Consider the following 14,976-nt stretch of genomic DNA (forward strand, 5'->3'; position numbering starts at 1 on the left):
CGGGCCGAGCGGCCTCGCCGTCGCCCACCATACATACATGTATGTATGGTGGGGCCGTGGAGAAGACCCCGAACGCCAAGGACCGCCTCGTCGAAGGCACCCGTCAACTGCTGTGGGACCGCGGCTACCTGGGCACCAGCCCGACCGCGATCCTGCGCCGCTCCGGCGTCGGGCAGGGCAGCATGTATCACCACTTCAGCGGCAAACCCGACCTCGTGCTGGCCGCCGAGCGCAGAAGCGCCGAGCTGATGCAGGCCCAGATCCGCGCGGTCTTCACCGGGGAGGGCACCGGCCTGGAGCGGATCGTCGCCTATCTGCTGCTGGAACGGGACGTGCTGCGGGGATGCAGTGTCGGGCGGCTGGCGGGAGATCCCGAGATCGTCGCGGACGAGACACTGCGCGAACCCGTCCGGGAGACCTTCGGCGTCCTCGGCGAGCACCTGGCCCGGGCCGTCACCGAGGCCCAGGCCGCGGGCGAACTGGACGCGAGCCTGCGACCGGAGCGGACCGCCGCCGCGCTGGCGGCTGTCGTCCAGGGCGGTTACGCGCTGGCCCGCGCCGAGCAGTCCGTCGAGCCCTTCGAACGCGCGATTCTCGGCGCCCTCGACCTGCTCGGCGTCTCACCCTGAGACCCCCACACACGGCAGATTCCGGCAGACCGGACCAAACGTGATGTGCGCGGCAAGGTATTGCCTTCGCCCGCACCCCCCGCCTACAGTCTCGCCCATCCTCGAATCGATTCGACGTGCTCCGTGCGGTCCACTGTCGAATCGATTCGACAATCCGAGCCCGACAGAGTTGTACGGGGGGACAGGGGCGGGACATGGCCACGATCAAGGACGTCGCCGAACGGGCGGGCGTCGCACCGAGCACCGTCTCCTACGTGCTGAGCGGCTCACGCAAGATCTCCGAGGACACCCGGCGGGCGGTCCAGGCCGCCATAGACGAGCTCGGCTACCACCCGCGCGCCAGCGCCCGCACGCTGCGCAGTGCCCGTACCCGCGTGCTCGCGCTCGCCGTGCCCCGCGTCCCCGGTGAGTACCGGGCGATCGACGGCCGGTTCGCCGTCGACGTCACCGACGCCGCCCGGGGCCACGACCACGACGTGCTGCTCATCACCGACGAGGACGGCGTCGGCGGCCTGCGCCGGGTGGCCCGCAGCGGGCTCGCGGACGCGGCGGTGCTGATGGCGGTCGAGGAGCGCGACCCCCGCATGGAGGTCCTGCGCGAACTGGGCTTCCCCGCCGCGCTGCTCGGCCATGACGGCCACGCCGGACTGCCGTGGACGGATCTCGACTGGGAGGCCGCGGTCGCCCTCGCGTTGCGGGGGACGGCCGCGGCCGGCCACCGGCGGATCGTCTTCCTGTCGTCCGCCGAACACGAGATCGCCGCCCGCCGCGGCTACGCGCTGCACGGCCTCGACGGCGCCCGGCGCGCGGCCCGCGAGACGGGCGCCGAGGTGCGCGTGGTCTCCTCGCACCGCGATCCGGACGTCCTCGGGCGCCGACTGCGCGAGGCGCTCCTCGCCACTCCCGCGCCGACCGCGCTCGTCGTCCAGCACCTGATCCTCCTCCCCCACCTGCTGGACGCGGTGGCCTCGGCCGGGCGGCGGATCCCCGACGACCTGTCCGTCGTCCTCGTCGGCAGCCTCCCCGACGAGCTGGGCGTCCGGCATCTGCCCCGGATCGACCTGCCCGTCGCCGAGATGTCCGCGGCCGTGGCCCGACTCGCCGTCGAGGCGGTCGAGCTCCGTTCCGGCACCACGACGCCGCCCCTCGACCCGCTCCGCACGACGACACGTGACACGGACGAGGCAGCTGCCCCGGACCCGTCGCGCGAAGCGCCGTACCACCGGATCCAGCCGCGTATGGCCGGACCCTCCATCGCCCCGCCGGCCGCCGGCTGAGGGGCGGGCCGTCCCGCACCCGACGGGACGGCCGACCCGACCGGCCCACGCCGGAGCAATGCATGTCCAGAGCCGCACATGTAAGGGAGACACGACCATGCCGTCCCCAGCAGGACGCATCGGAGCAAAAGCCGTGAGAGCCAAAGGCGCGCGCGTCCCCGCGCTCGCCGCGACGCTCGTGTGCGCCACCGCCGCGCTCGGCCTGACCGGCTGCGCCGCGGAGCCCGACCCGGGCACGGTCACCGTGCTCAACTCGGCGACCGACACGGCCGAGCACACCGCCAACCAGCAGTTCTTCGACCGCTGCGCCGAGCCGCTGGGCGTGAAGGTGGAGCAGGTCAGTGTGCCCGCCGACCAGATCGCCTCGAAGGCGCTGCGCATGGCGTCCTCCGACTCCCTGACCGACATCCTGGAGCTCGACGGCTCGGAGCTGCCGCAGTTCGCGCAGACCGAGGGGCTGCGCCCGCTGAAGGAGGCCGGCGTCGACACGGCGGGCTTCTCCGCGAGCGCGACCTCCCTCGGCTCCTACGACGGGGTGCAGTACGGCGTCGCCCGATCGGTGAACTCGCTCGCCCTGATCTACAACACCGAGCTCCTGAAGGACGCGGGGCTGGAGCCGCCCCGTACCTGGGCCGAGCTGCGGGAGACCGCGAAGAAGCTGACCGCCGGCGACACGTACGGCATGGCCTTCAGCGCGAGCCCCAACGCGGACGGCGTGTACCAGTTCCTGCCCTTCTTCTGGTCGGCCGGCGGCGACGAGGCGCAGCTCGACAACGGCAAGGGCGAGGCCGCGCTCCAGCTCTGGAAGGACCTCGTGACGGACGGCTCCGCCTCGCGGTCGGTGGTCAACTGGAACCAGCAGGACGTCAACGACCAGTTCGTGGCGGGCCGCGCGGCCATGATGATCAACGGCCCCTGGCAGGTGCCGGTCCTCAGCGCCCAGAAGAACGTGGACTGGGCCGTCGCGAGCATCCCCGTGCCCGAGGCGGGCAAGGCCGCCGTCCCGCCCATCGGCGGCACCGTCATGGCCGTGCCGAAGAACGAGGACGACCCGGACCGCGAGAAGAGGGCGGGCGAGCTGCTGAACTGCCTGAACTCCGAGCAGAACCAGCTCCAGTGGGGCGAGTCCGTGAACAACGTGCCCACCCGCGCGGCGGCCGCCCGGGCGTACGCGGCGCAGAACCCGAAGCTCGCCGCCTTCGCCGATCTGGTGACCACCGCCCGGTCCCGCACCGCGCAGGTGGGGACCGGATGGCCCGTCGTCGGCGACGCGCTGGCCGGTGCCTTCCAGTCCGTGCTGACCGGGCGCACCAGTCCGGAGCAGGCCCTGCACCGGGCGCAGCAGCAGGCCTCGGCGGGGAAGTGAGGAGCAGGCCATGACCACCATCACCTCGATCGCGCCCGCCGAGGCCACCGGCAAGGCACGGACGCGTCCGCGCCGGGCCCCTCGGCACAGGTCGCTGCTGCGCTGGCTGTTCGTCGCGCCGGCCCTCGCCTACATGGCGCTGTTCTTCGGCTATCCGCTCGTCAACAACATCGTGATGAGCTTCCAGCACTACACACCCAAGACGTACTTCACCGGCGAGGCCCCCTTCAACGGCCTCGACAACTGGCGGGCCGTCTTCGCCAACGAGCTGTTCGGCGACGCCCTGTGGCACACGTTGCTCTTCACCGTCGGCTCGCTGGTCGGCCAGTTCACGATCGGCCTGGCCCTCGCCGTCTTCTTCTCCCGGCGCTTCAGGCTCTCGGGGCTGGTCCGTGCCGTGCTGCTGCTGCCGTGGCTCGTGCCCATGGTGGTCTCGGCCGTGGTGTGGCGCCGCATCCTCGACCAGGAGCACGGCATGCTCAACACCGTGCTGCACGCCGTCGGCCTGGTGCCCGCGGAGGGTGTGCCGTGGCTCAGCAGTCCGAGTGTGGCGCTGCTGTCGGCCGTCCTGGTCAACATCTGGATCGGCATACCGTTCAACATGGTGATCCTCTACGGCGGACTCCAGGAGATACCGCGCGACCTGTACGAGGCCGCGTCGCTGGACGGCTCCGGCCCCTGGCGGACGTTCCGCAGCATCACCCTGCCGATGCTGCGGCCGGTGATCACCGTGGTGCTGGTGCTGGGCTTCATGTCGACGGTCAAGATCCTCGACCTGATCCTGGCACTCACCTCGGGCGGTCCCGCCGACTCCACCCAGACGCTGGGCACGGTCACCTACCAGCTGTCCTTCCTTCAGCTCGACTTCGGCCAGGGCGCCGTCGTCGGCAATGTCCTGATCCTCATCAGCGCGATCTTCGCCGTGCTGTACCTGCGGGCCAACCGCGCCGACTTCGGCAAGGGGAAGTGACCGACATGAAGCGACCCACGACCGCGCCGGAGAACCGGCCCACCCGCTCCGTCCGGCTGCGCTCGGCCTGGAACACCACCGCCGCGCTGCTGATCCTCGCCGTCCTGCTCTTCCCGGTGTACTGGATGCTCAACACCGCGCTCCAGCCGGAGTCGAGCATCGCCGCCACGCGGTGGTTCCCCACGTCGCCGAGCTTCGGCAACTTCGACACCGCCCTCAGCACCCAGGGCGGATCGCTGCTCACCAGCCTCGGGGTGGCGCTGGGCGCCGTCGTCGTGTGTCTGGCGCTGGCCGCGCCCGCCGCGTACGGGCTGGCCCAGTTCGGTCTGCGGGGCGGCCAGGGCATCGTCTTCACCACGCTCATCACCCAGATGGTGCCGGGCATCGTCATCGCCAACGCCATGTACAGCGCGTACGCGGAGCTGGGGCTGGTCAACTCGTACCTCGGGCTGATCCTCGCCGACGCCTCGCTGGGGCTGCCGTTCGCGATCGTGCTGCTGCGGGCGTTCATGGTCTCGATCCCCACCGAGGTGGTGGAGGCCGCGATGGTGGACGGCGCGAACCGCTTCACCGCGTTCGTCCGCGTCGTGCTGCCGATGAGCCGCAACTCCCTGATCACGGCGGGCCTGTTCACCTTCCTGTTCGCCTGGTCGGACTTCATCTTCGCGCTGACGCTCAACACCACGGACGACGTGAAGCCGATCACGCTCGGCATCTACCAGTTCGTCGGCGCGCACGTCAGCGACTGGGGCGCGGTGATGGCGACCGCCGTGCTCTCGGCCGTACCGGCCGCGGTGCTGCTCGTCGTCGCCCAGAAGTACATCGCCGCCGGCATCACCGGCGGGTCGGTCAAGTAGGACGGTTCCTCCCTTGAGCATTTCCGAGTTGCCCGAGTCGCCCGAGATCTCGGGTCTCCCCGGCTTCCCCGACGGCTTCCTCTTCGGCGCCGCCACGGCCAGCTACCAGATCGAGGGCGCGTACGACGAGGACGGCAGGGGCCCGTCCATCTGGGACACCTTCAGCCGCGAACCCGGCCGTGTCGCCGGTGGCGCCACCGGCGACGTCGCCTGCGACCACTACCACCGCTACCGCGAGGACGTCGCCCTGCTGCGCGAGCTGGGCGTGGACAGCTACCGCTTCTCCGTCGCCTGGCCGCGCGTCCAGCCCACCGGATCGGGCCCGGTGAACACGGCGGGACTGGACTTCTACGACCGGCTCGTCGACGAACTGCTCGCCGCCGGGATCTCCCCGGCCGCCACGCTCTACCACTGGGACCTGCCGCAGGCCCTGGAGGACCGGGGCGGCTGGCGGGTGCGCGAGACCGCGGAGCGCTTCGCCGCGTACACGGCCGTCGTGGCGGACCGGCTCGGCGACCGGGTGGACCGCTGGATCACCCTCAACGAGCCGTTCTGCAGCGCCTTCGTCGGCTACGCGGCGGGCGGGCACGCGCCGGGTGCCCGCGAGGGCCGTGGCGCGCTCGCCGCGGCCCACCATCTCCTCGTCGGCCACGGGCTCGCGGTGCGCGCGCTGCGTGCCGCGGGCGTCAAGGAGGTCGGGATCACGCTCAACCCCGACCGGCTGCTGCCCGCCACCGATTCGCCGGCCGACCTGGCAGCCGTACGCCGTGTGGGGACACTGCACAACGACGTGTGGTTCGAGCCGCTGTTCGCCGGGCGCTATCCGGCGCACGAGGCCGAGACCTGGGGGGAGCTCCTGGAGTCGGGCGAATCGTTTCGGCACGAGGGCGACCTCGAGCTCGTCGGCGCACCGCTCGACTTCGTCGGCATCAACTACTACCGGCCCATCACCGTCGCCGACGCCCCGTACGAGGACCCGGACCCGGCCACGCGGACGGCCGTCGACGTCCGGGCGAGGGAGACGTGGCGCGAGGACGTGCGGCACACCACGATGGGCTGGCCCGTCGTCCCGCACACCTTCACGGACCTGCTGGTCGACCTGGCGGAGCGCTATCCGGCGCTGCCGCCGCTGCTGATCACGGAGAACGGATCCGCGGAGGCCGACACCGTCGACGCCGAGGGCCGTGTCCGCGACGACGACCGGGTCGAGTACCTGCGCAGCCACCTGGAGGCCCTCGCGGCCGCCATGCGCGCCGGCGTGGACGTCCGCGGCTACTACGTGTGGTCGCTGCTCGACAACTTCGAGTGGGCCCGCGGCTACGACCAGCGCTTCGGCATCGTCCGGGTCGACTACGACACCCTGCGGCGCATCCCCAAGGACAGCTACCACTGGTACCGGCAGCTGATCGCCGCGCACCGCGCCCGTACCGGCGCCCCTGACACCGCCACCACGAGGAACATCTGATGAAGTTCACCGACGGCTACTGGCTGATGCGTGACGGCGTGCGCGCGTCGTACGCGGCGGAGGTCGCCGACGTCCACGCCACCGACGACCGGTTCACCCTCTACGCACCCGTACGCCACGTGACCGATCGCGGCCACACCCTCAACAGCCCGCTGCTGACCGTCGAGTGCTGGTCGCCGGCCGAGGGCGTCATCGGCGTCCGCGCCACCCATCACGCGGGCGGCGCCGAGCACGGCCCCGACTTCGCGCTGCACGCCGAACCCGGTCACGCGGCCAAGGTCACCCGGGACGGCGCCCTGCTGGAACTGACCGCCGGCGAGCTGTCCCTGCGCGTGGACACCTCCGCACCCTGGCGGCTCGACTTCGTCGCGGACGGGCGGGTCCTCACCTCCGCCGAGGCCCGGGGCACCGGTTTCGCCGTCACCGGTGACGGCGCGCACCACTCGCTGGCCCAGCTCTCGCTCGGCGTCGGCGAGCTGGTCTACGGGCTCGGCGAGCGCTTCACACCGTTCGTCAGGAACGGCCAGACCGTGGACGTCTGGCAGGCGGACGGCGGCACCGCGAGCGAGCAGGCCTACAAGAACGTCCCGTTCCACCTCACCAACCGGGGCTACGGCGTCTTCGTCAACCACCCCGGCAAGGTCAGCTACGAGATCGGCTCCGAGGCCGTCGGGCGGGTGCAGTTCAGCGTCGAGGACCAGTCGCTGGAGTACTTCGTCGTGCACGGTCCGACGCCGAAGGAGATCCTCGACCGCTACACGGCGCTGACCGGCCGCCCGGCCCTGCCGTCCGCCTGGTCGTTCGGCCTGTGGCTGTCGACGTCGTTCACGACCTCGTACGACGAGGAGACGGTGAACCGCTTCGTGCGCGGCATGGCCGAACGCGACATCCCGCTCGGCGTCTTCCACTTCGACTGCTTCTGGATGCGCGAGTACCAGTGGTGCGACTTCGTCTGGGACCCGGACGTCTTCCCGGACCCGGAGGGCATGCTGCGGCGTCTGAAGGAGGAGCACGATCTGCGCGTCTCCGTGTGGATCAACCCCTACATCGCCCAGAAGTCCCCGCTCTTCGCGGAGGCCAAGCGCCTCGGCCACCTGGTGCGCAGGCCGGGCGGCGACGTGTGGCAGTGGGACCTGTGGCAGGCGGGCATGGCCCTGGTCGACTTCACCAGTCCCGACGCGCGCGAATGGTACGCCGACAAGCTGCGGGTGCTGGTCGCGCAGGGCGTCGACTGCTTCAAGACCGACTTCGGCGAGCGCATCCCGACCGACGTGGTCTGGCACGACGGCTCCGACCCGGAGCGGATGCACAACTACTACACGCAGCTCTACAACCAGACCGTCTTCGACGTGCTCACCGAGGCCAGGGGCGCGGGCGAGGCCGTGCTGTTCGCCCGCTCCGCCACGGCCGGGGGCCAGCAGTTCCCCGTGCACTGGGGCGGCGACTGCGAGTCCCACTTCGGCGCGATGGCCGAGTCGCTGCGCGGCGGGCTCTCGCTGGGACTGTCCGGCTTCGGCTTCTGGAGCCATGACATCGGCGGCTTCGAGGGCACGCCGACACCCGAGGTGTTCAAGCGGTGGGTGCAGTTCGGGCTGCTGTCGTCGCACAGCCGGCTGCACGGCAGCAAGTCGTACCGGGTGCCGTGGGACTACGACGACGAGGCGGTCGCGGTCACGCGCGACTTCACGCGTCTGAAGCACCGGTTGATGCCGTACCTGTTCGGCGCGGCACGGCAGGCCGCCGAGCACGGCACCCCGATGATGCGCGCCATGGTGCTGGAGTTCCCGGACGACCCCGCCTGCCACACCCTGGACCGGCAGTACATGCTGGGCGGCGACCTGCTCGTCGCGCCCGTCTTCTCGGCCGACGGCGAGGTCGAGTACTACGTGCCGGCCGGCACCTGGACCCATGTGCTGTCGGGTGAGCGGATCGAGGGCCCCGGGTGGCGACGCGAGCGGTACGGCTTCGACAGCCTGCCCCTGCTCGCCCGCCCCGGCTCGGTGATCCCCTTCGGCGCGAGCGACGACTCGGCGGTCTACGACTGGGCGGACGGTGTGACCCTGCGCGTCCACGTGCCGGCCGACGGCGTCACGACCGTCACCACCGTGCCCGCCTCCGACGGCACGGCGGACGCCGTGTTCCGTACCCGCCGCGACGGTGACGTGGTCCGCGTCGCGGCCGAGGGCGCCCCGGGGTCCTGGCGGGTCCTGCTGGTCGGCGCGCAGGCGCGGCTCGACGCCGGGTCGACGGCGTCCGCCGAGCCGACGGAACCCGGCACACTCCTTCGCGTCCCGTCGGGCACGACGGAGGTCACGGCGCGCGTGACGGGGACGCCCTCCGTCTGACGACGACGGGACGCCCGCCCGGCCGCGACCGGGCGGGCGTCCCGCCGGACTCCTCGCGGGAGGAGATCCCTGCCGCGCGCGGGCCGCCTGGCGACACGTGAGGGAATCCCCCGCGCGCCCGGTGAGCCAGCTCGCCGTACTCGGTCCGGGCGGACGCGCGGCCACCGGATGCTCGGGTGACGACATCGCCGCCCCCTTCGCGCAACACCGCAGCGCGACGTCTCAGGCTCCTTCCGCCGCCGCGCGGCACCCGGCGCTGTCACACGGGCGGCGTCTGAGCTGTCCTACTGGTGGCGAGCCGGCCGCCTCCCCGCGCCCTCGCCGTCCTCCGCGGTGCTCACGAGCGGTGCACCCCCACCCCGAGAGGCGGACTGATGTCCGGACGCCCCGTGTCGGTCCGTGAGGGCCGGCGTCTCGCCCGTTCCATCACGATCGGGCCCCACACCCTGACGGCCGACGAGCCCGAGCCCCTCAGCGCGGACACGGGGCCCACCCCGGTGGAGGTCCTCCTGGGCGCGCTCGGGTCGTGCACCTCCATGGCGGTGCGCGCCTACGCGGACCGCCAGGGGTGGCCTCTCGACCGGGTCGACCTCGACGTGCGGTTCGACTCGGCCGGGCAGATCGTCAAGAGCGTCACGCTCACCGGCGACCTGGAACCCCGGCAGACGGAACGGCTGCTCGCGGTGGCCGGCCGGTGCCCGGTGCACCGGCTGCTGACCGGCGACGTCTCGGTGGTCACCGTGCCGACGGTCCTCGCACCGCGGAGCGGTACCGAGGACCGGACGCCGTGACGGGCGACCGGTCACAGGGGGCGCGCCGAGGCTGTCTCACGGATGATTTTCACAGCTACGGCTCGCAGCGCCACGCATCAACCACGCGGAACTGAGACGAGGAACAACATGTCCCCTGCGCACACTTTCGTGATCGTCGGCGGTGGCCTCGCCGCGGGCAAGGCGGCCGAGGCGCTGCGGAAGGAGGGCCACGACGGCCCGCTCCTCGTCGTCGCCGACGAGCGGGAGCGGCCGTACATCCGGCCCCCGCTGTCCAAGGGCTACCTGCTGGGCAAGGAGGAGCGGGACTCGATCTTCGTGCACCCCGAGGACTGGTACACCGAGCACGACGTCGAGCTGCTGCTGGGCACGCAGGCGCGAGCGGTGGATCCGCGCGCCAAGGAGGTGGAGCTGGACGGCGGGCGCCGGCTGGGATACGACGGGCTGCTCCTGGCGACCGGCTCGTCCCCGCGCCGTCTGTCCGTCCCCGGTGCCGACCTCGACAACGTTCTGTACCTGCGGCGCGTCGGGGACAGCGAGCGCCTCAAGGCCGCCTTCACCAAGGGGGCGAGGATCGTCGTGATCGGCGGCGGCTGGATCGGGCTGGAGACCGCCGCGGCCGCCCGGACCGCCGGAGCGGAGGTGACGGTGCTCGAACACTCGGAGCTGCCGCTGCTGAAGGTGCTCGGGCGTGAGGCCGCCGAGGTGTTCGCCGCGCTGCACCGGGACCACGGCGTACGGCTGCTCCCGCACGCGGAGGTCGAGCGGCTCACCGGGTCCGACGGCCGGGTGGACGGCGTCCGGCTCGCCGACGGCACCCACCTCGCCGCCGACGCGGTGGTCGTGGGCATCGGCATCACCCCCAACGTGCGCCTCGCGCAGGAAGCGGGCCTTGAGGTGCGCGACGGCATCGTCACCGACGCCCACCTGCGGACCTCGGCGGCCGGCATCTACGCCGCCGGCGACGTCGCCAACGCCTACCACCCCGTGCTGGACCGCCACCTGCGCGTGGAGCACTGGGCCAACGCCCTGAACCAGCCGGCGACGGCCGCGCAGAGCATGCTCGGCAAGGAGGCCGTGTACGACAGGCTGCCGTACTTCTACACCGACCAGTACGACCTCGGCATGGAGTACACGGGCTACGTCGCACCCGGTGGCTACGACCGCGTCGTCTTCCGGGGCGACACCGCGGCACGGGAATTCGTCGCCTTCTGGATGTCGGGGAACCGGGTGCTGGCGGGTATGAACGTCAATGTGTGGGACGTCATCGACGACATCCGCGACCTGGTGCTCTCCCGGGCCGGCGTCGACGACGCCCGCCTCCGCGACCCCGGTGTCCCGCTGGACGCTCTCGTCGGCTGACGGCCCTTGGCCCTCCGGCCCGCGCCGGACGTCCGCTCGACTGTCACAGATTCCTCGATCGTCCGGTCGTACAGGGTGACAACAAGCCGATCGGAGCAATCGTGTCTCTCACCGAACAACGTCTCTCCACCATGGTGCTGGTGATCGGCACCGGCGGAGCCGGCCTGCGGGCGGCCATCGAGCTGGCCGAGGCCGGTGTCGATGTCCTAGCCGTCGGCAAGCGCCCCAAGGAGGACGCGCACACGGCCCTCGCGGCCGGTGGCATCAACGCGGCCCTCGCCACCATGGACCCCGGGGACACGTGGCAGCAGCACGCCGCCGACACCCTCAAGGAGAGCTACCTCCTCGCCGACCCGCGCACCGTCGAGATCGTGACCCAGGGTGCCGCCCGCGGCATCGACGACCTGGAGCGCTACGGCATGGCCTTCGCCCGGGAGGAGGACGGCCGTATCTCGCAGCGCTTCTTCGGCGCGCACAAGTTCCGCCGCACCGCGTTCGCCGGCGACTACACCGGCCTGGAGATCCAGCGCACGCTCGTCGCGCGGGCCGCCCAGCTCAAGGTGCCCATGCTGGACAGCGTGTACATCACCCGGCTGCTGGTCCACGACGGGGCCGTCTTCGGGGCGTACGGGTTCGACCTGACGAACGGGAAGCGCTACCTGATCCACGCCGACGCGGTGATCCTCGCGGCCGGCGGCCACACCCGCATCTGGCGCCGCACCTCCTCGCGGCGCGACGAGAACACCGGTGACTCCTTCCGGCTCGCGGTCGAGGCCGGGGCGCGGCTGCGCGACCCGGAGCTGGTGCAGTTCCACCCCTCCGGGATCATCGAGCCGGAGAACGCGGCCGGCACGCTGGTCAGCGAGGCGGCGCGCGGCGAGGGCGGCATCCTGCGCAACTCGCTCGGCGAGCGGTACATGGACCGCTACGACCCCGAGCGCATGGAACTCTCCACCCGCGACCGCGTGGCCCTCGCGTCCTACACGGAGATCAAGGAGGGGCGCGGCACGGAGAAGGGCGGAGTGTGGCTCGACGTCTCCCACCTCCCCCGGCAGACGATCATGAACCGGCTCCCCCGGGTCTATCAGACGCTCCTGGACCTGCAGATGCTGGACATCACCCGCGAGCCGATCGAGGTCGCGCCCACGGCGCACTACTCGATGGGCGGGGTCTGGGTCCGGCCCGAGGACCACAGCACCGACGTCCGTGGTCTGTACGCCATCGGCGAGGCCTCCAGCGGGCTGCACGGCGCCAACCGCCTCGGCGGCAACAGCCTGATCGAACTGCTGGTCTTCGGCCGGATCACCGGTCAGGCGGCCGCCGCGTACTCGGATTCCCTGACGGCGCAGCCCCGGTCGGCGGCCGCGGTGGCCGAGGCCCGTGCCGAGGTCGACGGCCTCCTCACGGCGGACGGGCACGAGAACGTCCGCGCGCTGCAGCGCGCCCTGCGCAACACGATGACCGAGCACGCCGGCGTCGTGCGCGACGAGCAGGGGCTGCGGACCGGGCTGGCCGAGCTGAGCGCGATCGAGAAGCGGATGGACGACATCGGCGTCCATCCCGACATCGCCGGCTTCCAGGACCTCGCGCACGCCTTCGACCTCAAGGCCGCGGCGCTGGCCGCGCGGGCCACGCTGGAGGCGGCGCTGGAGCGCCGCGAGACCCGCGGCTGCCACAACCGAAGCGACTTCCCGGACATGGACCCCGAGATGCGGGTCAACCTGGTGTGGTCGCCGAGCACGGGTGTGACCCGCGAGGCCATTCCCGCCGTCCCGGACGAGATCTCCGCCCTGATGCACGAGGTGTCGACCGACGGCAAGCTCGTGGAGTAGACGGCCGGTTCGGCCGACCTGTCACAAACGCGGTCGGCGCGCTGTCTTTCCTGTACGGAATTCGTGGGCGTGCGGTTCGCGCAGTCCATGTGCACACACCATCAAGCATTTTCGAGGTAAGTACATGAAGGTTGTAGTGATCGGCGGGACCGGCCTCATCGGCTCCAAGGTGGTCGGCAAGCTCAAGGACCACGGTCACGAGGCGGTGGCCGCCTCCCCCAACACCGGTGTCAACACGCTGACGGGCGAGGGTCTGGCGGACGTCCTCAAGGGCGCCTCGGTCGTCGTCGACGTGTCGAACTCCCCCTCGTTCGCGCCCGACGCCGTCATGGAGTTCTTCCGCACGTCCACCGCGAACCTCCTGGTGGCCGAGGCGGAGGCCGGGGTGACCCACCATGTCGCGCTCTCCATCGTGGGCACCGAACGGCTGGAGGAGAACGGCTACTTCCGCGCCAAGCTGGCGCAGGAGGGACTCATCAAGGCGTCGGGGATCGCGTACTCCATCGTCCACGCCACGCAGTTCTTCGAGTTCGTGACGGCCATCGCGGACTCGATGACGGAGGGCGACACGGTGCGCTGCCCGGCCGCCAAGATCCAGCCGATGTACTCCGACGACGTCGCCACCGCCGTGGCCCGCACGGCCGCCGGGGCGCCGCTGAACGGCACGGTGGAGATCGCCGGCCCCGAGGCCTTCGGCTTCAAGGAGTTCCTCGAGCAGGGACTCGCTCCCCACGGCGACCCCCGCAAGGTCGAGGCGGACGTACACGCCCCGTACTTCGGTTCCGAGTTGGAGGAGGCCAGCCTGCTTCCCGGCCCGGACGCGCAGATCGCCGAGACCCGGTTCGCCGACTGGCTGGCGCAGCAGCGGTAGAGGCGAAATCAGCGGTGGCCCCCGCCCGGCGGCGGGGGCCACCCCCGGCCCGCGGCGTCCAGGAGGCCACGGAGTGATACCCACGTCCCGCGAGAACCGCATCGCGCTCACGGCCACGATCGAGGTGCTGACCGCGAAGGCCGCCGAACTCGAAACCCGGGTCAACGAGCTGCACCGGGCGATCGCGGAGATCAACGAGCAGATGCTGTCGGTGTCCGACGCACTGCACCGGCTGGCCCGCTCCGGGGCCGAACCGCCCGCGGAGGAATGAGACGCGCGGGAGGCGGGGGTGGAGTGACACGGTGTCACTCCACCCCCGCCTCCCGGGCGTCAGCGCACCGAGCGCGCCGCGTCCCGGATGACGCGGACGACGTCGTCGGGGCGTGAGACGTTCACCGCGTGCGACGCACGCACTTCCAGGGTGCGCGCCTTGGCACGCTTCGCCATGAAGGTCTGGGCCGCGTGCGGCATGCTGCGGTCCTCGGTGGCCACCAGGTACCAGGAGGGGATGGTCCTCCAGGCGGGCCGGGCCGCCCGCTCCTCCAGGGCGACGTCGGTCGCGGGCCGCTGGGTGACCGCCATCAGCGCGGCGGTGCGCTCCGGAACGTCCGCGGCGAACCGCTCGGGGAACTTCTCCTGGTCGATGTACAGGTCGACGCCCGGGGAGCCGTCCGGCAGGGTGACCGGCACGGGCGGGCGCAGCGCGTCGGTGAACGTGCTGTTGAACTCGGCGCCCAGGCCGAACGCGCTCTCCCCCTCGTCCGGGGCGAAGGCCGCGATGTACACCAGCGCCTTGACGTTGTCGGCGCCCACGGCGGCATTGCTGATGACCGCTCCACCGTAGGAGTGGCCGGCGAGCACGACCGGTCCCTCGATACCGGCGAGGAGCTCCCGCACGTATCTGGCGTCGCCGCTGAGGCTGCGCAGCGGGTTGGACGCCGTGACCACCGGATACCCCTCGCGCCGCAGCCTCTCCACGACGCCGTTCCAGCTGCTGGAATCGGCGAACGCTCCGTGGACCAGCACCACGGTCGGCCTGCCGCCGCCCGGCAGGGGACTCGGGGGTGCGTCGTCGGCCGTGGTGACCAGCGCGGCGGCGACGGTCGCCGTGGTCACCAGGGCGAGCGGAACACGGACATGTCGATAGCGGGACTGCTTGCTCATGACGGACCTTTCGGGGCGGGTGCCGCAGCGTGCCGTGCGGGCCTTGGGGGGCCACACCTGCGCGAAGC

Annotated in this window: 13 protein-coding genes; 12 read left to right on the forward strand and 1 reads right to left on the reverse strand. The window is 71.7% G+C overall.

Going from position 1 to position 14,976, the window contains the following annotated elements; translation table 11 throughout:
* Positions 1-41: 41 nt before the first annotated feature.
* The 12 genes from ACIP2X_RS10870 (at position 42) to ACIP2X_RS10925 (ending at position 14,015) form a co-directional block, all read left to right on the forward strand.
* The gene (locus ACIP2X_RS10870; RefSeq protein ID WP_401670341.1) at positions 42-629 is read left to right on the forward strand and encodes a TetR/AcrR family transcriptional regulator; all 588 of its coding nucleotides are present in this window, start codon (positions 42-44) and stop codon (positions 627-629) included.
* Between the two features lie 194 nt (positions 630-823).
* Positions 824-1,906, forward strand: coding sequence for a LacI family DNA-binding transcriptional regulator (locus tag ACIP2X_RS10875; protein ID WP_401670343.1), 1,083 nt, complete (start codon positions 824-826; stop codon positions 1,904-1,906).
* A gap of 97 nt (positions 1,907-2,003) precedes the next feature.
* Positions 2,004-3,272, forward strand: coding sequence for an extracellular solute-binding protein (locus ACIP2X_RS10880; protein WP_401670346.1), 1,269 nt, complete (start codon positions 2,004-2,006; stop codon positions 3,270-3,272).
* A 10-nt stretch (positions 3,273-3,282) separates the two neighbouring features.
* Complete coding sequence (locus tag ACIP2X_RS10885; protein ID WP_401670348.1) at positions 3,283-4,242, forward strand: carbohydrate ABC transporter permease; 960 nt, start codon at positions 3,283-3,285, stop codon at positions 4,240-4,242.
* A gap of 5 nt (positions 4,243-4,247) precedes the next feature.
* The gene (locus ACIP2X_RS10890; RefSeq protein WP_401670351.1) at positions 4,248-5,099 is read left to right on the forward strand and encodes a carbohydrate ABC transporter permease; all 852 of its coding nucleotides are present in this window, start codon (positions 4,248-4,250) and stop codon (positions 5,097-5,099) included.
* A gap of 46 nt (positions 5,100-5,145) precedes the next feature.
* Positions 5,146-6,564: a GH1 family beta-glucosidase gene (locus ACIP2X_RS10895; protein WP_401672290.1), complete on the forward strand. Its 1,419-nt coding sequence runs from the start codon at positions 5,146-5,148 to the stop codon at positions 6,562-6,564.
* On the forward strand, positions 6,564-8,909 hold the full coding sequence (yicI, locus tag ACIP2X_RS10900; RefSeq protein ID WP_401670354.1) for an alpha-xylosidase: 2,346 nt from the start codon (positions 6,564-6,566) through the stop codon (positions 8,907-8,909). Before ACIP2X_RS10895 ends, yicI begins: the two co-directional genes overlap by 1 nt.
* Before the next feature lie 374 nt (positions 8,910-9,283).
* Positions 9,284-9,700 (forward strand): OsmC family protein, encoded by a 417-nt coding sequence (locus ACIP2X_RS10905; protein ID WP_401670356.1) that lies wholly within the window; start codon positions 9,284-9,286, stop codon positions 9,698-9,700.
* Between the two features lie 108 nt (positions 9,701-9,808).
* Positions 9,809-11,041 (forward strand): NAD(P)/FAD-dependent oxidoreductase, encoded by a 1,233-nt coding sequence (locus ACIP2X_RS10910; protein WP_401670359.1) that lies wholly within the window; start codon positions 9,809-9,811, stop codon positions 11,039-11,041.
* Between the two features lie 131 nt (positions 11,042-11,172).
* Positions 11,173-12,873 carry an FAD-binding protein gene (locus ACIP2X_RS10915; RefSeq protein ID WP_401672292.1) on the forward strand — a complete coding sequence of 567 codons (1,701 nt, stop codon included), beginning with the start codon at positions 11,173-11,175 and terminating at the stop codon, positions 12,871-12,873.
* A 124-nt stretch (positions 12,874-12,997) separates the two neighbouring features.
* Complete coding sequence (locus ACIP2X_RS10920; RefSeq protein ID WP_401670362.1) at positions 12,998-13,744, forward strand: SDR family oxidoreductase; 747 nt, start codon at positions 12,998-13,000, stop codon at positions 13,742-13,744.
* Between the two features lie 73 nt (positions 13,745-13,817).
* Positions 13,818-14,015 carry a hypothetical protein gene (locus tag ACIP2X_RS10925; protein ID WP_401670365.1) on the forward strand — a complete coding sequence of 66 codons (198 nt, stop codon included), beginning with the start codon at positions 13,818-13,820 and terminating at the stop codon, positions 14,013-14,015.
* A 59-nt stretch (positions 14,016-14,074) separates the two neighbouring features.
* Here ACIP2X_RS10925 and ACIP2X_RS10930 read toward each other — a convergent pair whose 3' ends face one another.
* Positions 14,075-14,908 carry an alpha/beta fold hydrolase gene (locus ACIP2X_RS10930; protein WP_401670367.1) on the reverse strand — a complete coding sequence of 278 codons (834 nt, stop codon included), beginning with the start codon at positions 14,906-14,908 and terminating at the stop codon, positions 14,075-14,077.
* Between the last annotated feature and the right edge of the window lie 68 nt (positions 14,909-14,976).

Origin of the sequence: Streptomyces sp. NPDC089424 (assembly GCF_044749345.1) — a bacterium.
In the GTDB taxonomy this organism is placed as follows: Bacteria; Actinomycetota; Actinomycetes; order Streptomycetales; family Streptomycetaceae; genus Streptomyces.

Bases quoted from the DNA above. Each gene is read 5' to 3' on its own strand.
- ACIP2X_RS10870 (WP_401670341.1), top strand. From the start codon at position 42: ATGTATGGTGGGGCCGTGGAGAAGACCCCGAACGCCAAGGACCGCCTC.
- ACIP2X_RS10875 (WP_401670343.1), top strand. From the start codon at position 824: ATGGCCACGATCAAGGACGTCGCCGAACGGGCGGGCGTCGCACCGAGC.
- ACIP2X_RS10880 (WP_401670346.1), top strand. From the start codon at position 2,004: ATGCCGTCCCCAGCAGGACGCATCGGAGCAAAAGCCGTGAGAGCCAAA.
- ACIP2X_RS10885 (WP_401670348.1), top strand. From the start codon at position 3,283: ATGACCACCATCACCTCGATCGCGCCCGCCGAGGCCACCGGCAAGGCA.
- ACIP2X_RS10890 (WP_401670351.1), top strand. From the start codon at position 4,248: ATGAAGCGACCCACGACCGCGCCGGAGAACCGGCCCACCCGCTCCGTC.
- yicI (WP_401670354.1), top strand. From the start codon at position 6,564: ATGAAGTTCACCGACGGCTACTGGCTGATGCGTGACGGCGTGCGCGCG.
- ACIP2X_RS10905 (WP_401670356.1), top strand. From the start codon at position 9,284: ATGTCCGGACGCCCCGTGTCGGTCCGTGAGGGCCGGCGTCTCGCCCGT.
- ACIP2X_RS10910 (WP_401670359.1), top strand. From the start codon at position 9,809: ATGTCCCCTGCGCACACTTTCGTGATCGTCGGCGGTGGCCTCGCCGCG.
- ACIP2X_RS10915 (WP_401672292.1), top strand. From the start codon at position 11,173: ATGGTGCTGGTGATCGGCACCGGCGGAGCCGGCCTGCGGGCGGCCATC.
- ACIP2X_RS10920 (WP_401670362.1), top strand. From the start codon at position 12,998: ATGAAGGTTGTAGTGATCGGCGGGACCGGCCTCATCGGCTCCAAGGTG.
- ACIP2X_RS10930 (WP_401670367.1), bottom strand. From the start codon at position 14,908: ATGAGCAAGCAGTCCCGCTATCGACATGTCCGTGTTCCGCTCGCCCTG.